This window comes from Bacillus sp. MSP13, assembly GCF_000815295.1.
GTDB classification, from domain to species: Bacteria; Bacillota; Bacilli; order Bacillales; family Bacillaceae; genus Bacillus; species Bacillus vallismortis.
Genome location: NZ_JXAQ01000010.1, coordinates 279,457 through 298,892, shown reverse-complemented (window position 1 = coordinate 298,892; position 19,436 = coordinate 279,457). Strand labels below are relative to the sequence as shown.

The window sequence follows — 19,436 nt, the reverse complement described above, 5'->3', positions numbered from 1 at the left end:
TTTGTCAGCCCTTTCCTTCATCCTGCTCTGTCACGAGCAGTTCCACCCCGTTTCGGTCAAGCAAATCACAAAACGCCTGACTCGGGAGCCTGTCTGTGATCAAGAGATCAATTTCGCTCAGCTCCGCATACTGGTAAAAACTGGCACTTCCCAGTTTTGAATGATCTGCAAGCGCGATCACCTGCTTTGCCTGCTGAATCATTTTTCGCTTCACCATGCCATCTTCTTCATGCGCAATTGTAATGCCATGTTCGGAAATGCCGACCACACCGATCAGCGCTTTATCGACGTGATAGCTTGAGAGCTTTTCAATCACAGAGGCGCCGTACAGAAAGCGGTGCTCCTTTTCCAGCTTGCCCCCGAGCAGATAGATTTCAATTCCTTCCTTATCTGACAGCACTTCAGCGAGGTTAATTGAGTTGGTAATCACCGTGCAATCATCCGCATTCAAATGCTCCGCACATGCCTGAACGGTTGTAGACGCATCTAAAATCACCCGCTCACCATTATGAATGAGCGATGCAGCAAGCCTGCCGATCTCGGTTTTTTCCTCCGACACTGTTTTCAGGCGCCCGGAATAACTTTGAATTTTCTGGTGCACAGTCGGCAAAATGGCGCCGCCCCTTGTGCGGATGATGGCTTTCTGTTCCTCCAGCTTCACAAGGTCCCGTCTGGCTGTATCTCTTGACACTTGAAGGAGCGTACTGATCTGCTCCGTTGTAATTCGGTTATGCTGTTTTAAAAAATCCAAAATGGCTACTAATCTTTCTTCTTGGTACACGCCCTCATTCCTTTTCTGATCTATCATCTTTAAGTAATTATAAGTTTCAACAAAAATACAATCAATATTTTTAAGTGTTTTTAAGTAAAAATGCATCTTATGAACCAATTTTTCCTAAATGCATTCAAAAAAACAGACCAGTCTGGTCGACTGGTCAATTGCGAGGGGATGTTGCGAAGATTCGAATCATCATGAATGGATAGAAAACGGGAGGATCAGGGCGATGTCAATCGGCAGCTTTTTCCCGGGGTTTTGAGTCCATAAAACGAACAGTGTCAGCCAACACTTCCGTTACATACACGTTAACGCCGTCTGCGTTTTCATAGCTCCTTGTCTGAATCCGTCCGCTAACGCCAACGAGAGAACCTTTTTGGCAATATAGCGCCGTGTTTTCAGCGGTTTTTCTCCAAAGCGTGCAGTTGACGTAATCGGCTTCGATTTCACCTGAAGCATTCTTGAAACTGCGGTTTACCGCGAGCGTAACGTGTGCAACTGCCGCTCCGGCAGAAGTGTAGCGAAGCTCAGGATCTTTTGTAAGACGTCCGACAAGCATGACCTGATTGAACATGCGATTCCTCCTCTCCTTGCGGTTACATGTATTGTAGATGATGCAATAAGAAAAGAAAAACGCTTAAAAATGGCTTTCAGCCTATGTTTTTATCTTTTGTTTTCATTTTTCCTTCAGCTAAAAACATCTTTTGTTTTTTCCCTTTGAAGAAATATGTACTTTTTAAAAACCTGAAAAATATTTGCCTTGTCAGCCAATTTTGCGTATTCATGCACACATAGGAAGAGCCATCCCATGCAAACCACTGAAAGCTCAGTTTTTTTTCCGGCATCGACAGCTCAATTTTATACTGTTCCATGCCATCATGCGTCTCGTATAAAAAGATTACCTTTCTTTTTTTGTTCAGATGAACCTCAAACACTTCTTTACGGCTTAACATATAGGTTTCTTCCTTTTGAATCATACGATTTTCAGAAGGAGTGCCGTCAATATAAATTTCTTTTAAACGAAACTGATTCATATACATCTCTCCGTAATCCTTAGTCAGTTACAGTATAATGAAAAAATAGAAATTATTAAATGTTTCGCCAATACAAAGTTCTTAAGTCCCTGCATTGCACGTTTTTTCCGCAAAAACGTTTATGTTATAATGGAAGGCAAGAAAACTTTGGAAGTAATCGGGGTGAGAATAGAAATGAAAACCTTTAAACTGGTTGACCTGAATGTGGAACGAGTGGACAAGGAAGAGAAATCAATTGAACAGTTTCCCCTTATTGACGGACTGATTATAAATAAAGAAGACGGTGAAAATCACTGGCTGATTGAGGCGCTTGTAGCGAAAGAACATCTGTCTTTTTTTGAACAGCTTCAAAACAGCCAAACGGAAGCCACAGTATTTGTAACGATCACCAAACAAAGCAATCGCCCCGCCCAGCTGACAGCGGCAGTGAAAAATATCGTCAAGCTGGAAGAAAGCATACAGGTTTTAATCTACGGACAAATGGTCACAAGAAAACAGCATGGCACAGAAACCCTTCTGGAGTCCCTTGTCAAAGAGGGCTATACAGGAAATAAGCTGATTGAGGCGTTTAAGCAAAAAATATAGAAATGAGAGAGATGCCAGGTTGAAGAGCGAAAGATGCAAGGAGTCTTTTTTCTCTTATCGGTGCGGGCTGAAATGTTACATGACAAAATCCTAAAACGAAAACCGTTTTAGGATTTTGTCAACAATCTGAAACCGCCGTTTCAAAACGGCAGTCTTCTTATTCCGGCGACCTTGTTTGCTGCTTCAGCAGATCTCTGATTTCCTTCAGCAGCTCCTCTTGCGCATCTGCCGCTTCCTCGGCCGCCTCTTCTTCTGCTTCTTTTTTGCGTCTTAACCCATTCAAAATCCGAATCACAATAAATATAGAGAACGATATGATTAAGAAATTCACGATCGTCTGTATAAAGCTGCCGTACTTCACTACAGCATCGCCAAAGCTAAACGACAGGCTTGAAAAATCAAGCCCTCCCAGCAGCAAGCCCACCAATGGCATGATGATATCATTGACTAGAGATGTGACGATCTTTCCAAACGCGCCGCCTATAACAACACCAATCGCGAGATCCATGATGTTCCCGCGCATGGCAAAAGCCTTAAATTCATTCCACATACAATCACCTGCTTTTTCTCATGTTTTGAAAGAAAAAAGACAAATGTGCCGCCGCCCATCTGCCTTTAAACATTTATTCTCCGAGAGCAAAAGTCAATTCAACTTCGCAAACGACTTCGCCATCGACTGTAGCCACGCCTTTCCCGCGCCCGATTGTGCCGCGCGCACGAATGATGTCCACTTCAAGATGAAGCTGATCACCAGGCTTAACTTGTTTTTTAAATCGGCAATTATCAATGCCTGCAAAGAATGCCAGTCTGCCGCGGTTTTCTTCTTTAATCAGCATCGCAACAGCTCCGACTTGAGCAAGCGCTTCTACGATTAATACGCCGGGCATGACCGGATACTGGGGAAAATGTCCGTTAAAGAACTCTTCATTTGCGGTTACATTTTTATAGCCTTTTGCCCGTTTGCCTTCTTCAACTTCCGTAATCCGGTCTACAAGCAAAAACGGATAACGGTGAGGAATAATTTCTTTAATTTGCTGAGTATCAAGCATTCTCTTGACATCTCCTTCATCTGCATTTGTATGTATAGCAATCATCAAAGATCCAATCTGTACATCTGAAAAGTATATTATGAATTAATCTCTTTTTCAACCGGCGCTAAGATGTAACCAACTGTCAATGAGAGCCGTCAATAGTTATGATATGATAATTATAGATTTTACCAATAGCAAAGAGGTAGGAAAATGATTTCGAAGTTTATTGAAAAAAGGATGCAAACCATGTTAGACGAGTGGCACTCTGCAATGAGCAAACGCAAAATGAATCATGTGTGCTCAGTAAAAGAGAAAATTGACCAGCACCTTCCGAAGCTCAAAAAGAACACAAAACTTTGGATGCGTTATCAATTGTTTCAGGCGCGCCATCAGCTTCTTTTTGAAAACCAGAACGGGCTTGACGAATTGTTTGAAGATCTATACGGTCTGGAAGACAAAATGAATGATGAATTGAAATATTATCTGTATTTTTTTTCAGGATTATACGAAATGGTAAAAACAGCTCCGAAACATGCAGTGAATCATTTTAAACAAGCTGAACAGTACCTGTCAGCCATTCAAAACAGGTTTGAAGCCGCTGAATTATATTATCAAACCGCCGGCGCCTATTACTTGATGAAATCACCGCCGCTTTCCATCCAATACGTCAAAAAAGCATTAGATATCTACTTACAGCAATTCGGCTATATCAAAAAGGTGGTCACCTGCAAGCTTTTGCTCGCCGTTAATTATATTGATCAAGAACGCTATGAAAAAGCTGAGCAGCTTTTCGAAGAAATCATTAGGAAAACTCGGCAATTACATGACGAAAACCTGCTGTGCCACGCTTATTATAATCTTGGCTTTTTAAAGGCGACCGAAAAAAAAGACCAGGAAGCGCTTCTTTACTTTAAAAAAGTACTGAAGAATCAGGAGTTTGAAACGAATTCTCCAGTCTCGTATTTGCACTGTGTGTACGAATCTGTCAGAGCGCTCTTTAAAACAGGTCAGATCACAGAAGCGAAAGCCATCCTGCAAAAAGGGAAAGAATTATCTGAAAAGGTAGACATTCAAACCATTTATTTAAAATTAAAAACGCTTGAGGCGCTCTATACATCAGTTGAAGACCCCTATGACCAGCTGCTCGAATATGTGCTTGAGTTAGAAAAAATTGAAGCTTGGGTGGATTTAGAAGTGCTTGTAGAAGATATCACGGAATACTACAAAAAAAAGGACGATTTCGAAAAAGCCGCTTTTTTTATCATGCGCGGCTGATTGAAAACGCCCATTTCTTATTATCTCACTGAATTGATTAAACCGAGCATTTGATCTCCCATTGTAATTGTTCTGCTGTTCAGCTGATAAGAACGCTGGGACGTGATCAAATCTGTCATTTGTTCTGAAATATCAACATTGGACATCTCAAGCGAGCCTTGCTGCATGCCGATATCTTGTCTATTCGCGCCATTGAGCTCTTCAAAAGCTGCCTCATTATCAATCGAGAAAAGGTTATTCCCTTCCGATTTCAGCTCTTGAGGGTTATTCACTTGGACAACTCCGAGATTAAACCGCTGGACCGCGTTTCCGTCCGATGCGGTTAAGGTGCCGTTTTCATTGATGGTGATATTCTTCATTGTGCTGTCGATGTTCACTGTATTGCCGTTTTCATCAAGCACCGGATACCCATCTCCAGTAACGAGCTGAAGCTGGTTGGCATTCGCAGCTGAAGGCGTTACATACAGCGCTCCGTCCCTCGTGTACTGGCGGCTGCCATTTACGTTCACCTGAAGATATTGGTATGGAGACGTAAACGCGATATCCAGGTCGCGATCCGTCTTTTGAATGCTTCCCTGATCAGACACAAGGCGTGAATGCATCATCGCTCCGACGCCAAGGCGCAAGCCGGGCGGCGTTTTTCGGGCCTCTGCCACTTCCTCGTTTTTTTCATCAACCTGAGCGAATTGCTGTCTGACTAGTTCGGAAAAGTTCGTATCTTTTGCCTTATAGCCGGTTGTATTGCTGTTTGAAAGATTGCTGCTGATTGTGTCAATTTGCTGCTGCAGCTGGTTTAAGGTTGTTGATGCCGTTAGCATTGACCTGAGCATAGTTGATGTCCCCCGTTTTTTCTTCCATTATCTTAGATTTTACCGATTTCATTGGCTGCTTTATCCATACTTTTATCGTAAGCCTGAATCACCTTCTGATTGGCCTCAAACGATCTGTACGCTTCAGTCATTTCTGTATAGGCGCTAGTCACATCCACGTTTGAAAGCTCAGAAACGCCTTGCTTTAATGAATAGGATACCTGGTTATTTCCGGCTGCGCTTGGCAGATCGTTGCCGTCCGCCGTACTGTATAAATCATTGCCGTCTCGTTTCAAATCGCGGACATCCTCCGCCATTCTGACATCAATTTGGCCTGCTGCCCGCCCGTTCGTTGTGACAGTACCATTTTCAGACACAGAGAAATTCTCATTATCAACTGTGATTGGCTGGCCATCCGTAGATAAAATCGGATTTCCATTGATCGTCAGCTGATTATCCCCATTTAGCGAAAATGTGCTGCTCTTAGAATAACGGATCCCATCCGCTGTCTGAACCGGGTAAAAAAGAGCCGCGTTTTCATTGGTTTCCGCATGAACCGGGACTTGATTTTCGACCAATGTGATGTCTGTAGGCTGATCTGTGGACTTTAAGCTTCCTTGTGTGAAAAGAGGCTTAAGTTCTTGCATATACACACCTGTATTCACAGAACCGATTTCTGTCTTCGATGTTCCGGACGGAGATTTTGATTCTATTCTGTTTAGCAGCATCTCAGGAAAGGCGCGCATAGAGCCTTGTTCTGCTTTATATCCTGATGTATTGGCATTTGCAATGTTATTTGAAAGCATTTCCGTTCTGCGTTGCTGGGCAATCATTCCGGATGTTGCTGTATATAATCCTTTTAACAAATTTTCCACCTCTAAAATGGCATTTTTTCCAGTTGTCATGTAGGAACGTTCGTTCTATAATAAAAATCAGTATTTTAATCCTATTATCGTCATTAATCATCCATTCGTGAAGGCTTTTTCATAAAAAAACCTCATTCTTTTTCAGAATGAGGTTTGTGAAATCAGCTTAGTTTGCGTTTAGGAAGCTTGTCCATATTATCAAGCATGACACCTGTGCCGATGGCTACGCAATCCATAGGATTTTCAGCAACGAGAACCGGCACCTTCAGCTCTTCAGCCAGCAGCTGGTCAAGGCCGTTTAAGAGCGCGCCTCCGCCGGTAATGATAACGCCGCGGTCAATAATATCAGCGGAAAGTTCAGGCGGTGTTCTTTCAAGCACTTGTTTCGCAGCCTGCACAATAACAGCGACAGATTCACGAAGGGCTTCTTCAACTTCTTTACTGTTTACTGTAATGGTTCTTGGAAGACCGGAAACCATGTCCCGTCCGCGAATGGAAATTTCCTCGTGACGTGCGTCTGGGAAAACCGTTGCGACTTTAATCTTAATATCTTCCGCAGTACGTTCGCCGATCAGCAGTTTGTACTCGCGTTTGATGTAATTTAAGATTTCCATGTCAAACTTGTCCCCAGCCATTTTAATAGAAGAGGAGGTGACAATATCGCCCATTGAAATCACCGCGATATCCGTCGTCCCGCCTCCAATGTCTACAACCATGTTACCGCTTGGCTGGAATATTTCCATACCCGCGCCGATAGCGGCAACTTTAGGTTCTTCTTCAAGGTACACATGTTTACCGCCGCTTTTTTCTGCAGCTTCTTTAATTGCTTTTTGCTCAACGGATGTAATATTCGTCGGGCAGCAAATGAGCATGCGCGGTTTTGAGAACAGGCCTTTTACATTCAGCTTGTTAATGAAATGCTTCAGCATTGCTTCTGTTACTTCAAAGTCAGCGATAACTCCGTCTTTCAGCGGGCGAATCGCAACAATATTCCCAGGTGTACGTCCAACCATTCGTCTTGCCTCTTCGCCAACCGCCAGCACTTTGCCGCTATTTTTATCAAGTGCAACTACGGAAGGTTCATTCAGAACAATTCCTTTACCTTTAACATGGATCAGTACATTTGCAGTACCGAGGTCAATACCAATATCCCTTGCAAACATCTATTTATATCCTCCTTGAAAATCTGTTTCACAGTAAATATCCACATTGTGCCCTAATTATATATATTATCATAAAATATAGAAAAAAAGTTGGAAGCACATTAAGTTCTTTACAAATTTTTGCGGATGTTTTATGAACGATTTCAGGGAAGACACCGCCAACTTGATGAAAGCAGGTCATTATGGTTGCTGAACAGGTTCACCTTCAAGGATATCATCTTTTTTATATTTCAATTTTGTCGCTTCTCCTCCTCTTAAATGCCTGATGGATTTATGATAATCGAGTATTTCCTTCACTTCGTTTGCCAAGTCAGGATTAATTTCAGGCAGACGCTCTGTCAAATCCTTGTGTACTGTACTTTTGGAAACACCAAATTCCTTCGCAATGACACGAACGGTTTTCTTTGTCTCCACGATGTACTTTCCTATCTTGATTGTTCGCTCTTTGATGTAATCGTGCACACCACTCGACCTCCCTAAAATGGATGTGAGAAGTGTGAAATGAGATCCGTATTCTGTAAAGAGTCGTACAGTATGCCGCTTCTTCGTTGTATGGTTTTAAAAGTAAGTTTGTGAAATATGCCCACGATCCCTCACCTCAAACACTCTCTTTGTTAGGTTTGTAACAGTGTATTAGCATTCTTTTGGGAATATGCTAAAAACTCAATAAGGACAAGGGGTGCAACAAACTTTTTCAGCTCAGCAAACTATTTCGTGTCACTACATTTTTATCTTTACATTCATCCACCCCTCCTGTAGAATGAAAAAGCAATTAGTTACTTAGGTAAGTTTTTTAGAAGGAGACCGACATGACCTACGTCAACAGAAACCTCATTCATCAAATCAACCAAAGCGCCCGCCTGATTGCCAAGAAAGCCAATGAACAGCTGGAGCCATTTGGCCTTTATTCCTCTCAATGGTCAGTTTTATATTCTTTGCGCACGATCGGACCAATGACTCAAAAAGAGATTTGGTCCTATTTAAATGTGGAGGCGCCCACTGTGACACGGACGATCAAACGCCTTGAAGAAAACGGCTGGGTACAGAGACAGCAAGGTGAAGACAAACGGGAGAAACTTGTTGTCCTCACAAAAGAAGCTGAAAAAAAATACGAAGACATCAATGTGAAAATGCTGAAATTCGAGGAAGAGCTGCTTGCGGATTTCCGGGATGAAGATAAGGAAGCTTTTTCTCATTTATTTCGCAAGTTTTTACAACAATCAAAATAGGGAAGTGACATACATTTGAAAAAAGCGGATGCGATATGGACCAAAGATTTTATTATGGTCCTGCTTGTCAATTTATTTGTGTTTGTGTTCTTTTATACATTTTTAACCGTACTGCCGATTTATACGCTTCAAGAACTTGGCGGCACAGAATCACAGGGCGGGCTTTTAATCAGCCTGTTCCTTCTGTCAGCAATCATTACACGGCCTTTCTCCGGAGCCATTGTTGAGCGCTTCGGGAAGAAAAGAATGGCGATTGTATCAATGACGTTATTCGCCCTATCGTCTTTTCTGTATATGCCGATTCATAACTTTCCCTTGCTGCTCGGATTGCGATTCTTCCAAGGGATTTGGTTCAGCATTTTAACGACTGTTACAGGTGCGATTGCTGCGGACATCATTCCCGCCAAACGGCGCGGAGAAGGGCTTGGATACTTTGCCATGTCCATGAACCTCGCTATGGCGATCGGGCCTTTCCTTGGCCTGAATTTGATGAGAGTGGTAAGCTTCCCTGTATTCTTTACAGCCTTTGCGCTGTTTATGGTTGCGGGCTTGCTTGTTTCATTTTTGATAAAAGTGCCGCAAAGCAAAGACAGCGGTACAACTGTATTCCGTTTTTCGTTCTCGGATATGTTTGAAAAAGGCGCTCTAAAGATTGCGACGGTCGGTTTGTTCATTTCTTTCTGTTATTCAACTGTTACATCATATCTGTCTGTATTCGCCAAATCAGTTGATCTTTCGGATGTCAGCGGATATTTCTTTGTTTGCTTCGCGGTGACAATGATGATCGCACGCCCGTTCACAGGGAAATTGTTCGACAAAGTCGGACCGGGCATTGTCATTTACCCATCAATCTTGATTTTCTCAGTGGGGCTCTGCATGCTGTCCTTCACAAATAGCGGCTTGATGCTTCTGCTTTCAGGAGCCGTTATCGGTCTCGGATACGGATCAATCGTTCCCTGCATGCAAACATTGGCGATCCAGAAATCTCCGGCTCACCGCTCAGGGTTTGCGACGGCAACTTTCTTTACCTTCTTTGACAGCGGAATTGCTGTAGGATCGTATGTGTTCGGATTGTTTGTAGCGTCTGCCGGCTTCTCTGCCATTTATTTATCAGCGGGGCTGTTTGTTCTGATTGCGCTGCTTCTCTATACGTGGAGCCAGAAACAACCTGCTAAGACTGAAGGAAAAGTGTCTATTGCAGAATAATGCTGAGACTGCCGGAAATCCGGCAGTCTTTTTTCATATCAAAAAAACGGCGTCCTGCTCCGTTGAACGGGAGAGAACACCGCTTATCTCATATTATTCAATGTCTGGCCTCAGGAACTAACGTAATATTATAGGGTGCTTTCTTACGGTGCTTCGTTATGATTCACCGTATTGCGCCTTCATTTGCGATAAATAATCTGTAATCACTGGACGTTAAAATGTTTTAGAATCGCTATCTAAAACAATCACAAAAGCGAAAATATACCGCAGAACTTCTTATTCAGCTTGGCGAACCTGCCCCGGTTCAAACGTTTCAATCACAGATGATGCCGGCGGGTGAACACGCATTAGAATTATGTAGAAAAGAAATGAAATCAGCACACCTACAAACCAGGAAATATCGTATAAGCTCTTCAAAGCAGGAACATACATGCCAATCAGTGAGATCAGCGCACCCAAAAACGTGGCTGCAAACGCACGATAATTGTAGCCCTTACAATACACATACCGCCCTGTTTCGGAATACAGATCATCTATCGAGAGCTCCCGTTTGCGAATGATAAAGTAATCAGCCATCATCACGCCTGCCACCGGACCAAGCATACCGCCAATTAAGCCGAGAAACGCGTATACGCTTGTCGCACTTTCCATCAGCTTCCACGGAACCGTAAATAAAGCGAGCAGTGCCGTGATGTAACTGCCGCGTTTGAAATTAATATATGTCGGCAGGGCATTCGCTATATCATAAGCGGGCGATACGATATTCGCCGCGACGTTTACAGAGATCGTGGCGATGCAGAGTGTGATCACGGACAATGCGATGACATATGGGTTATCAAACCTCGCCAAAATATCCACAACATCCCAAATCGGTTCGCCGAAAGCAACCTGAGAACCTGAGGTCACTGTAATACTGGCAAACGCAAACAGCGCAAAGGTTCCCGGCAAGCCGTAAAATTGCCCTTTGACTTGCTCTTTTTGCGTTTTAGCAAACCGTGTAAAATCGGGGATATTTAAGATTAATGTCGCCCAGATGCCGATGATGCCGGTAACCCCGGCGGCAAACGGCCAGAATGTTTCTGAAAACGTATGGAACTTTCCCGGCTGGGAATAGATCGGCCCCAATCCTCCGGCAATATCGACAGCCCACCATACCATGCCGCCAAATACCAGATACACTAAAGGACCTGCCCATACTTCAAAACGCTTAATCGATTCCATGCCGTGATGCAATACAAGCAAATGAATGGCCCAAAAGAATATAAAAGAAAGCAAACCAGACAAGTGAATGCCGAGAATGTTCCACTCGCCGCCAATTCCTCCCCAGCCTGGCCATATATTCAAAAGCAAAATATTCAGCGCCGTGCTTCCGGCAAAGGTTTGAATGCCTAGCCACATAATCGCTGTAAACGCCCTGAGCAGCGCCGGGATATTCGCGCCATATATTCCGTAAGAAGCCCGAATGATTACCGGGAACGGCAGCCCGTATTTTGTCCCCGCGTGGCCGTTTAAAGCCAAAGCGCCAAACAAGATAAGCGAAGCTGTAATAATGATCGCCAGCACCTGCCAAGGCGAGAGGCCGATCGCAATTAATCCGCCCACCGTCGCGTAGGTCGGTATATTATGTATACATCCCATCCAAATAGAGGCAAAGTTCATTGCTTTCCATGTCCGTTTTTCCTGTCCTAAAGGCAGCAGATCTTCATTGCTCAGTTTGTTGGATTGATGCTGGCTCGTTTTTAATGTCATAGCCGGCTCCCCTTTCAATATTGTCTGTTTTTCGTCACATGTTCAGTTTTCTGACATTTGATGTCACCTAATATAACTGAAAAGTCAGACAATAACATTGGCTATGATATACAATTTTCCTATTTCTATTTGAACAGCTTAAACAAGAAAAAAGACAGACCTAGCGCCAGTCTCTTTTCTCACGATGAGTTTTCCCGCAAAGCACATTGCCATTCATAACGCACTAAGAGCCTGCGTAAAATGTCAAACAATCGTTAACCAAATCATCGTTCACAATAATCGCATCCATACAACCGCCCCTCATACAGCTGTTCGCGGGATTAAAATAAGACCGCCGCAATGATTTCACGAAATCTATGAACAGTTCGTAAACATGAGAATTCTAGAAAAATGTCTACGCAATGCCAACCTTCTTCCCAGCAGCTGCCTCGATTTCAGGCGTTGAGCCAGACCGTACACGAAAAAATGAAAGGCTAAAAATAATAATCGGACCGTCACTGGCTGCGAGCTCTCCTGAACCTGCCGCCTTTGGTCATCTCGATCCTCTCCTTAGTATCTTATAAAACCTTCTTCTTATTGGAAATTCCCAGTTCTGCTCTTATGGATAGCATCTTTTATAGATATAAAGTCTTATAATCTTTCAATTGTTCATTTGCTGTTATTCCATCCCTCGATAATATCCCCCAAAAAACCATGTTAGTAAATCTCACATGAAAATGTTTTATCATTCTTTTTTCTCTATAATGAAGAAATATAATAATTCTGAAAGATACGGAGGAATGAGACATGCAAATGGGCGATACAGTTTTTATGTTCTTTTGCGCTTTACTCGTGTGGCTGATGACACCGGGGTTAGCGTTATTTTATGGAGGAATGGTAAAAAGCAAAAATGTGCTGAGCACTGCCATGCACAGTTTCTCTTCCATTGCCATTGTTTCTATCATATGGGTGCTGTTCGGATATACACTCGCCTTCGCACCAGGCAATTCACTCATTGGCGGGCTGGAGTGGGCCGGTCTGAAAGGGGTCGGATTCGATCCGGGAGATTACAGTGATACCATTCCCCACTCGTTATTTATGATGTTCCAAATGACGTTCGCTGTCCTGACAACAGCGATTATTTCCGGGGCTTTCGCAGAGAGGATGCGATTCGGCGCTTTTCTGTTATTCTCTGTTTTATGGGCTTCCTTCGTTTACACACCGGTTGCGCACTGGGTATGGGGCGGCGGCTGGATCGGCCAGCTTGGCGCGCTTGATTTTGCCGGCGGCAACGTTGTTCATATTTCCTCCGGTGTGGCAGGCCTTGTTCTTGCTATTGTGCTGGGAAAACGGAAAGAAGGCACAGCGCCTTCCCCGCACAATCTCATTTACACCTTCTTAGGCGGAGCTTTGATTTGGTTCGGCTGGTTCGGCTTTAACGTCGGCAGCGCCCTGACCTTAGATGATGTGGCCATGTACGCCTTCATCAACACAAACACTGCCGCGGCAGCCGGGATTGCCGGCTGGATCTTAGTAGAATGGATCATTAACAAGAAACCGACGATGCTCGGAGCGGTATCCGGCGCAATTGCCGGGCTTGTGGCGATCACGCCGGCAGCTGGATTTGTCACCCCGTTCGCTTCTATTATAATCGGCATCATAGGCGGTGCGGTTTGTTTCTGGGGCGTTTTCTCGCTCAAAAAGAAATTCGGATACGATGACGCACTCGACGCCTTTGGCTTGCATGGCATCGGCGGCACATGGGGCGGCATCGCAACAGGATTATTCGCGACAACCTCTGTTAATTCAGCGGGTGCGGATGGATTATTTTACGGTGATGCAAGCTTAATCTGGAAACAAATCGTAGCGATCGTCGCCACTTACGTTTTTGTATTTATAGTCACATTCGTTATCATTAAAATTGTAGGCCTCTTCCTTCCCCTTCGCGCAACCGAAGAAGAAGAATCACTTGGGCTTGATTTAACGATGCACGGGGAAAAAGCATATCAAGATACTATGTGAGGAGTGACGTTATGAGCGGTCAAATGTTCAAGGTGGAAATTGTAACGCGTCCGGCAAATTTCGAAAAGCTGAAGGAGGAACTCGGAAAAATCGGAGTGACCTCTCTGACCTTCTCCAATGTTCACGGCTGCGGCCTTCAAAAAGCGCATACGGAGCTCTATCGAGGGGTAAAAATAGAAAGCAATGTATACGAGCGTTTAAAAATTGAAATTGTGGTCAGCAAGGTCCCTGTTGATCAAGTGACTGAGACCGCTAAAAGAGTCCTGAAAACGGGTTCACCCGGCGACGGGAAAATATTTGTCTATGAAATCAGCAATACAATCAACATCCGCACCGGCGAGGAAGGACCTGACGCACTGTAATCGTTTTTGAAGAGATTCGGAATTCCGGATCTCTTTTTTTGCATAGAATCCCCCAGAAAGACTGTTTCCCCTTCGAATTCTCTTCAAGCATCACAATTTCCGGCAAATTCTTTATTGATTTGAAACTTTTTATGAGTATAATGGGTCTATTATAAAAAATGCAAAAGGTGATTATTTGAATTACGAACTATTTAAAGCCATCCATGGACTATCTCATCACAATTCGGTTCTCGATTCCATTATGGTCTTCATAACGGAATATGCCATTCTCGCTTATGCTCTCATCTTGCTGGCTATCTGGGTGTTCGGGAACACGCAAAACAGAAAAAATGTGCTTTACGCGGGCCTTACAGGAATTGCGGGTCTTATCATCAACTTTTTGATTTCACAAGTTTATTTCGAACCGCGCCCGTTCGTCGCGCACACTGTGCATACACTGATTCCGCACGATGCGGATGCTTCATTTCCGAGTGACCATACAACAGGCGCGTTAGCGATTTCGATTGCGATGCTTTTCAGAAACCGCAAGATCGGCTGGCCGCTTGTCATTTTCGGGCTATTGACAGGGTTTTCAAGAATTTGGGTAGGGCATCACTATCCGGTAGATGTATTAGGCAGCCTCGTTGTCTCCATCATTATCGGGTTCTTGTTCTTTAGATTTTCAGATCTGCTTCGCCCATTGGTCGATTCGATTGTGAGAATCTATGAAGCCATCATCAATAAACTGACGAAAAAACCAACCGATCAAAATTTCTAGAAAAGACAAAAGCCGGCGTCTGAATCAAGACAGCCGGCTTTCATATTTTTCATGCATCTTATGTTTTCTCCGCTTCGCCAACACATATAAACCACAAAACAATCCAATTCCAACAGCATCGATGAGCACATCCCGCATACATCCGTTCCTGCTGAAGAAGAGCTGAAGAACTTCTGTGAAAAACGCAAATACAAATGAGCCGGCCGCAGCCAATTTTATGCCGCACCGCTGTTTCCACAGCAAATAGGTCAGGACAAAGAAGGAAAACGCGTGCCCGATTTTTTGAATAAACGCTTCAGGTACAGCAAGCTCAGCAACATCCATCACCAAAAATTGAGACAGGTCGGGGCGCGGCTGAAAATGAAAAGCTACCGTTTGCGTTAAGACCATGCCGCTGAAACTTTCCGTACAGACAGAAAGCAGCATAAAAAGGGTCCAGCCTCCAAGCAACAGACGGTTCATCATATAACCTCCTTTACGATATATAACGACATAAGCAAAGACACAGAAAAAAACGCCTATCACACGGATAGACGTTTTCTACATTAAGATTGTTCAGTGTCTTCTGTTGTGCTGCTTTCTTTAGAACCAGATTTGTCAGTTGAATCATCCGTTTTCTCATCGGATTTTTCTTCTGTTCCTTTTTCAGTTGCTCCATCCTTTTTCTCGGAAGATTGCTGAATGGATTCTTCTGTTTCTTCAGCGGCAGCTTTTTCTTCTGCTGCTGCAGCTTTTTCAATAGAAGAAACCGGCTTGTCCATAAAGTTCAGCGGGTTCATGGCGACTCCGTCTTTACGGATTTCAAAATGCACGTGGTTTCCGCTGTCTTCACTGTACAAGTTCTTGCCAGACTTTCCGATCACTTGGTTTTGCTTTACCTTGTCACCTTGCTCAACACTTACTTCAGAAAGAGATTGATACACAGTTGATAAGCCATTGGCATGTTCAACTTCAATCACGTATCCCAGCACCGGATCTTTTTCAGCCTTGACAACCGTACCGCTTAGAGAAGCAGAAACATCGAAATCTTTTCCGTCTTTCTCAGCTAAGTCAATTCCTTTGCTAAGGCTGTACGTGTTATTATAGGTAACGAGTGCTGCTTCTTTCTCTTCTTTTGCGGCATCGGTTTCATAAAACTTTTTCACAACAGATACGTTTTCAGAATCAACAACCGGCATAGCGACATTTTCCATTGACTTTCCTACTTCAACTGCATCGTCGTTGTTGTCATATGCGGAGTTTCCGCCGTTATCAGCCAACTGATCCTTTACATCATCATTTGATACAGATTGATACCAAAGGACAGCTGTTAAAATGACGGCCGCGCTGACTAAGTAAATTGCAGGGAACACCCAGCGTTTACGAAAAAACTGCTGAAGTTTTTTGACTTGAGAAGTTTTCTTTTCTTCCTCTCTCATTGTTTCATCACCTCAGCAACATTCTGAACACTTTTCTGAAAATATATACACCTATACAAAAAATTTTTTTACATGTAGTTTGCGCAGGCTGATACGAAAATATGTGACTTTTTTGAGAGGAGTGCAAAAATGTATGAACATGACATTGCGTCTTGCTGAACATAAAGATCTGGAGGCTGTTGTTGCGATTTATAATTCAACGATTGCTTCGAGAATGGTAACAGCCGATACAGAGCCGGTAACACCCGAAGACAGGATGGAGTGGTTTTTGGGGCATACAGAGTCGCGGCCGCTCTATGTTGCCGAAGACGGAAGCGGGAACGTTGCTGCCTGGATCAGCTTTGAAACATTTTACGGAAGGCCCGCTTATAATAAAACAGCGGAGGTCAGCATATACATTGACGAAGCATGCCGCGGCAAAGGCGTCGGATCGTATTTGCTCAAGGAAGCGCTTCGCATTGCGCCGAAACTTGGAATCCGTTCACTTATGGCCTTCATTTTCGGACATAATAAACCAAGCTTGAAGCTGTTTGAAAAGCACGGGTTTGCGGAATGGGGACTATTCCCCGGCATCGCCGAAATGGACGGCAAAAGATACGATTTAAAAATTTTAGGGAGAGAGCTATCATGATTAGTCTGGATAAAGATGAAAACGAGATTGAACATCAGAACGAAGGAAATGATGCCGTCGAACAGGAGATTGCGGCTGAGGAAAGTAAGAGCCGCCAGCTGAGTGCCTCTGCTGTCAAGTCGCTATCAGACATCGCCAAGTGGGGCAAAGTGTCAGGCATTTTGCTGATCGTTATGGGATCGCTTGCCACACTGTCTACCTTGATGACAGTGATCGGCGCCATTCCGGGCGTACTGCTCATTATTTCAGGCGTCTTTCTGATGCGTTCAGCAAAAGCAGCCGCGGAAGCCGAAGGAAATCTTGCCGGCAGCGCTGGCGAAAACATGCTTGAGAATTACGGAAAGTTTATAAAGATGCAGTTGTTTTACGCTGCATCCAGTATTATTTCGGCCCTGATTGGGATCGCTATGCTCATTTTCATATTCGTGATTATCGGTATTGCCGCTTATGAAAGCACCGACACATATGAAGATCCGGATTCTTATTACTATGAGGATGATCCGGTGTTTGAATAAGCCATTGAATTGATGCAGACAAAACGAGGCATGTGTTCCATATAAGACGGAACCATGCTTTTTTATTTGCCTATTTTTCTTTTATACATGTAATCAAAGCAGGCTGGCGTAAACACCGAGTCCTTTATAAAGCATATAATTCAATAAAAGAAAGAGTTTTCAATCAGGAGTGACTCCTGCTAATTTTGTATTAATGCAGGATTGTCTCAATATCGTTAAGGAGTGAGACATGTGGAAAATAACAGCTTACCGGAAAAAGTAATAGTCATTGCTGAAATCGCAAACGCCCATCAAGGAAAAGAGGAGAACCTTAAAGCTCTCATCAAGGCTGCCGCAGAAAGCGGAGCAGATGGTGTGAAATTTCAGTGGTTCAAGTATGACTGTCTTGCAACACCGTGTTTTTTCGCTTATGAGTCGTATATCGAGCTGTTTTTGAATGAAGATGTATGGAAAAATTGTATCTCTTATGGAAAAAGACTTGGATTAGAAATTTGGGTGGATATTTTCGATTCATGGGGGGCAAAGCTCTTTTTGCACCTGCAGAATGATATTGATGGCATAAAGCTTCCAACAACCATCCTTCAATCCACGGAAATCATGAAAACGATCGGTATGACAGAGAAGCCTGTGCTCATCGGAGTTGGCGGGTGGTACGAAGAAGAGATCGATCAGATGATGTCGCTTGTAAAACAACATATGGCAAATCAGCTCATTCTCATGCACGGATTTCAAGGGTATCCGACAAAATTAGAGGATATTAACCTAAAACGAATACAACATCTACAAAAAAGATACAAGGTTCAAATTGGATTTGCTGATCACATTGACGCAGAACACCCACTTGCTGCCGACCTTCCAGTCTATGCATTTTTTTCAGGGGCAGCTGTTATTGAAAAACATATTACCCTACATCGGGCAGCTAAAGGGTTTGATTATTATTCTTCCCTAGAGCCAAACGAATTCAAACTGATGGCGGAAAAGCTCCAGCAGGCCCAAATAGCTGCTGGCTCACTTGAAGTAAATGCAACCGAAAGAAAGTATTTGCATGATTCATCATTACGTGTGACAGCCAACCGGGAAATTAAAAAAGGAGAAATCATTACACTGGATAAAACGAGTTCCAAAAGATGCGGAAATGAGAATGCGTTAATGCCCTTACAAGCCGAGGACGCATTTCCTCAAGTAGCAACTGCTGATTTATCGTTAAACCAACCAATTACACCCAACGAAATAAAAAGTCCAACAATTGCTATTGCAGTCATATGCCGGCTAAAATCGACTCGTTTGCCGAAAAAAGCGCTGCTCCCTATTTACGGAATACCATCTATTGAGCGCTGTCTGATCAATTGTCTGGCTGTCCCTGGTGTTCATGAAGTTGTATTGGCAACGTCAAATCTTCCTGAAGACGACCCACTTGAAGCTTTCACTCTAAACGGAAAGGTCAGAATCGTGAGAGGCGCCCCCGAAAATGTGGCAGAAAGAATGCTTGAAGCCGCAGCTCTAACAAAAGCCGATATAATTATCCGTGTAACAGGTGATTGCCCAGTGGTTTCACCTGAAGTGCTTCAATATTTAATTGATCAGCACTTGCAAAAAGGGGCAGATTATACTCAGGAATTTTCAAGTTCAGCAGGGATTTCCGGTAATGTCATTACTGTTGAAGCCCTTCAGCGGCTTGTGCAGCAGCCAAAACCGTTAACCCATACAGAATATCTTTCTTTTATTTTTAAACAACCCTTCCCTATTTTCCATCAATCACGTCAGCCTGCCAGAAGAACTCCATTATCCATCTTGGCGTTTAACTCTGGATGAACCTAAAGACCTAGAGCTGTTTGAACAAATATATCGAAACCTGGATGTCAAAAACGAACCGCTCTATTTCAGCCGGCTAAGAGATTATTTATCAGCAAACCAACATATTTCAAAAATAAATCAAGATGTGTCAACCAAATGGATCGATCAGTCATCTCTAGTGGAGGAAATCAACAAAGCAACGTTGTTGCCAGCGGAGAACAAATAATATCTCGCTA

22 protein-coding genes and 1 pseudogene are annotated in these 19,436 nt (G+C 43.5%); 10 read left to right on the top strand and 13 right to left on the bottom strand.

What is annotated here, in order from left to right; all coding sequences use genetic code 11:
* Positions 1-4: 4 nt before the first annotated feature.
* From glcR to SC79_RS12135, 3 genes are all read right to left on the bottom strand, one after another.
* Complete coding sequence (glcR, locus tag SC79_RS12145; RefSeq protein ID WP_039075291.1) at positions 5-781, bottom strand: transcriptional regulator GlcR; 777 nt, start codon at positions 779-781, stop codon at positions 5-7.
* A 226-nt stretch (positions 782-1,007) separates the two neighbouring features.
* Positions 1,008-1,349, bottom strand: coding sequence for a single-stranded DNA-binding protein SsbB (ssbB, locus tag SC79_RS12140; RefSeq protein WP_010328864.1), 342 nt, complete (start codon positions 1,347-1,349; stop codon positions 1,008-1,010).
* Between the two features lie 76 nt (positions 1,350-1,425).
* Positions 1,426-1,809: a hypothetical protein gene (locus SC79_RS12135; RefSeq protein WP_039075253.1), complete on the bottom strand. Its 384-nt coding sequence runs from the start codon at positions 1,807-1,809 to the stop codon at positions 1,426-1,428.
* Between the two features lie 174 nt (positions 1,810-1,983).
* Between SC79_RS12135 and SC79_RS12130 the strand changes: the two genes are divergently transcribed.
* Positions 1,984-2,394, top strand: a complete 411-nt coding sequence (locus tag SC79_RS12130) for a YwpF-like family protein (protein ID WP_010328866.1) — start codon at positions 1,984-1,986, stop codon at positions 2,392-2,394.
* A 157-nt stretch (positions 2,395-2,551) separates the two neighbouring features.
* Here SC79_RS12130 and mscL read toward each other — a convergent pair whose 3' ends face one another.
* Both mscL and fabZ read right to left on the bottom strand, forming a co-directional pair.
* Positions 2,552-2,944, bottom strand: a complete 393-nt coding sequence (gene mscL / locus SC79_RS12125) for a large conductance mechanosensitive channel protein MscL (protein ID WP_039075252.1) — start codon at positions 2,942-2,944, stop codon at positions 2,552-2,554.
* A gap of 73 nt (positions 2,945-3,017) precedes the next feature.
* The gene (gene fabZ / locus SC79_RS12120; RefSeq protein ID WP_010328868.1) at positions 3,018-3,443 is read right to left on the bottom strand and encodes a 3-hydroxyacyl-ACP dehydratase FabZ; all 426 of its coding nucleotides are present in this window, start codon (positions 3,441-3,443) and stop codon (positions 3,018-3,020) included.
* Between the two features lie 192 nt (positions 3,444-3,635).
* Here fabZ and SC79_RS12115 point away from each other — a divergent pair, with 192 nt between their 5' ends.
* Positions 3,636-4,700: a response regulator aspartate phosphatase gene (locus SC79_RS12115; protein WP_039075251.1), complete on the top strand. Its 1,065-nt coding sequence runs from the start codon at positions 3,636-3,638 to the stop codon at positions 4,698-4,700.
* 20 nt (positions 4,701-4,720) lie between these two features.
* On the opposite strand, the gene flhP is transcribed toward SC79_RS12115, so the two are convergent.
* From flhP to SC79_RS20620, 5 genes are all read right to left on the bottom strand, one after another.
* Positions 4,721-5,530 carry a flagellar hook-basal body complex protein FlhP gene (gene flhP / locus SC79_RS12110; RefSeq protein ID WP_039075250.1) on the bottom strand — a complete coding sequence of 270 codons (810 nt, stop codon included), beginning with the start codon at positions 5,528-5,530 and terminating at the stop codon, positions 4,721-4,723.
* A 32-nt stretch (positions 5,531-5,562) separates the two neighbouring features.
* Entirely contained in the window at positions 5,563-6,375 is an 813-nt protein-coding gene (locus tag SC79_RS12105; protein ID WP_039075249.1) for a flagellar hook-basal body protein, read from the bottom strand.
* A 161-nt stretch (positions 6,376-6,536) separates the two neighbouring features.
* On the bottom strand, positions 6,537-7,538 hold the full coding sequence (mbl, locus tag SC79_RS12100) for a cell shape-determining protein Mbl (RefSeq protein WP_003227776.1): 1,002 nt from the start codon (positions 7,536-7,538) through the stop codon (positions 6,537-6,539).
* 180 nt (positions 7,539-7,718) lie between these two features.
* Positions 7,719-8,000 (bottom strand): sporulation transcriptional regulator SpoIIID, encoded by a 282-nt coding sequence (gene spoIIID, locus SC79_RS12095; protein WP_010328872.1) that lies wholly within the window; start codon positions 7,998-8,000, stop codon positions 7,719-7,721.
* Between the two features lie 14 nt (positions 8,001-8,014).
* On the bottom strand, positions 8,015-8,125 hold the full coding sequence (locus tag SC79_RS20620) for a protein usd (RefSeq protein WP_082022679.1): 111 nt from the start codon (positions 8,123-8,125) through the stop codon (positions 8,015-8,017).
* Positions 8,126-8,347: 222 nt separating this feature from the next.
* Between SC79_RS20620 and SC79_RS12090 the strand changes: the two genes are divergently transcribed.
* Positions 8,348-8,767: a MarR family winged helix-turn-helix transcriptional regulator gene (locus SC79_RS12090; RefSeq protein ID WP_039075248.1), complete on the top strand. Its 420-nt coding sequence runs from the start codon at positions 8,348-8,350 to the stop codon at positions 8,765-8,767.
* Positions 8,768-8,782: 15 nt separating this feature from the next.
* A complete protein-coding gene (locus SC79_RS12085; RefSeq protein ID WP_039075247.1) occupies positions 8,783-9,973 on the top strand; it encodes an MFS transporter in 1,191 nt (396 codons plus the stop codon).
* Between the two features lie 276 nt (positions 9,974-10,249).
* Here SC79_RS12085 and pucI read toward each other — a convergent pair whose 3' ends face one another.
* The gene (gene pucI / locus SC79_RS12080) at positions 10,250-11,722 is read right to left on the bottom strand and encodes an allantoin permease (RefSeq protein WP_039075246.1); all 1,473 of its coding nucleotides are present in this window, start codon (positions 11,720-11,722) and stop codon (positions 10,250-10,252) included.
* A 786-nt stretch (positions 11,723-12,508) separates the two neighbouring features.
* Here pucI and amtB point away from each other — a divergent pair.
* The 3 genes from amtB to SC79_RS12065 all read left to right on the top strand — a co-directional run bounded on the left by amtB (position 12,509) and on the right by SC79_RS12065 (position 14,842).
* Positions 12,509-13,723, top strand: a complete 1,215-nt coding sequence (gene amtB / locus SC79_RS12075; RefSeq protein WP_039075245.1) for an ammonium transporter AmtB — start codon at positions 12,509-12,511, stop codon at positions 13,721-13,723.
* Between the two features lie 11 nt (positions 13,724-13,734).
* Positions 13,735-14,085 (top strand): P-II family nitrogen regulator, encoded by a 351-nt coding sequence (locus SC79_RS12070; RefSeq protein WP_010328878.1) that lies wholly within the window; start codon positions 13,735-13,737, stop codon positions 14,083-14,085.
* A 175-nt stretch (positions 14,086-14,260) separates the two neighbouring features.
* Positions 14,261-14,842, top strand: a complete 582-nt coding sequence (locus tag SC79_RS12065) for an undecaprenyl-diphosphatase (RefSeq protein WP_039075244.1) — start codon at positions 14,261-14,263, stop codon at positions 14,840-14,842.
* Positions 14,843-14,866: 24 nt separating this feature from the next.
* Here the strand turns inward: SC79_RS12065 and SC79_RS12060 are convergent, their stop codons facing one another.
* Positions 14,867-15,304 carry a VanZ family protein gene (locus SC79_RS12060; protein WP_039075243.1) on the bottom strand — a complete coding sequence of 146 codons (438 nt, stop codon included), beginning with the start codon at positions 15,302-15,304 and terminating at the stop codon, positions 14,867-14,869.
* 83 nt (positions 15,305-15,387) lie between these two features.
* Positions 15,388-16,260 carry a stage II sporulation protein spoIIQ gene (spoIIQ, locus tag SC79_RS12055; RefSeq protein WP_010328881.1) on the bottom strand — a complete coding sequence of 291 codons (873 nt, stop codon included), beginning with the start codon at positions 16,258-16,260 and terminating at the stop codon, positions 15,388-15,390.
* Between the two features lie 139 nt (positions 16,261-16,399).
* Between spoIIQ and SC79_RS12050 the strand changes: the two genes are divergently transcribed.
* The 3 genes and pseudogenes from SC79_RS12050 to SC79_RS12040 all read left to right on the top strand — a co-directional run bounded on the left by SC79_RS12050 (position 16,400) and on the right by SC79_RS12040 (position 19,426).
* Positions 16,400-16,891: a GNAT family N-acetyltransferase gene (locus SC79_RS12050; protein ID WP_082022687.1), complete on the top strand. Its 492-nt coding sequence runs from the start codon at positions 16,400-16,402 to the stop codon at positions 16,889-16,891.
* Positions 16,888-17,406 carry a DUF5362 family protein gene (locus SC79_RS12045; protein ID WP_039075241.1) on the top strand — a complete coding sequence of 173 codons (519 nt, stop codon included), beginning with the start codon at positions 16,888-16,890 and terminating at the stop codon, positions 17,404-17,406. Before SC79_RS12050 ends, SC79_RS12045 begins: the two co-directional genes overlap by 4 nt.
* 231 nt (positions 17,407-17,637) lie before the next feature.
* Positions 17,638-19,426 (top strand): annotated as a pseudogene (locus SC79_RS12040) (N-acetylneuraminate synthase family protein).
* Positions 19,427-19,436 lie beyond the last annotated feature (10 nt).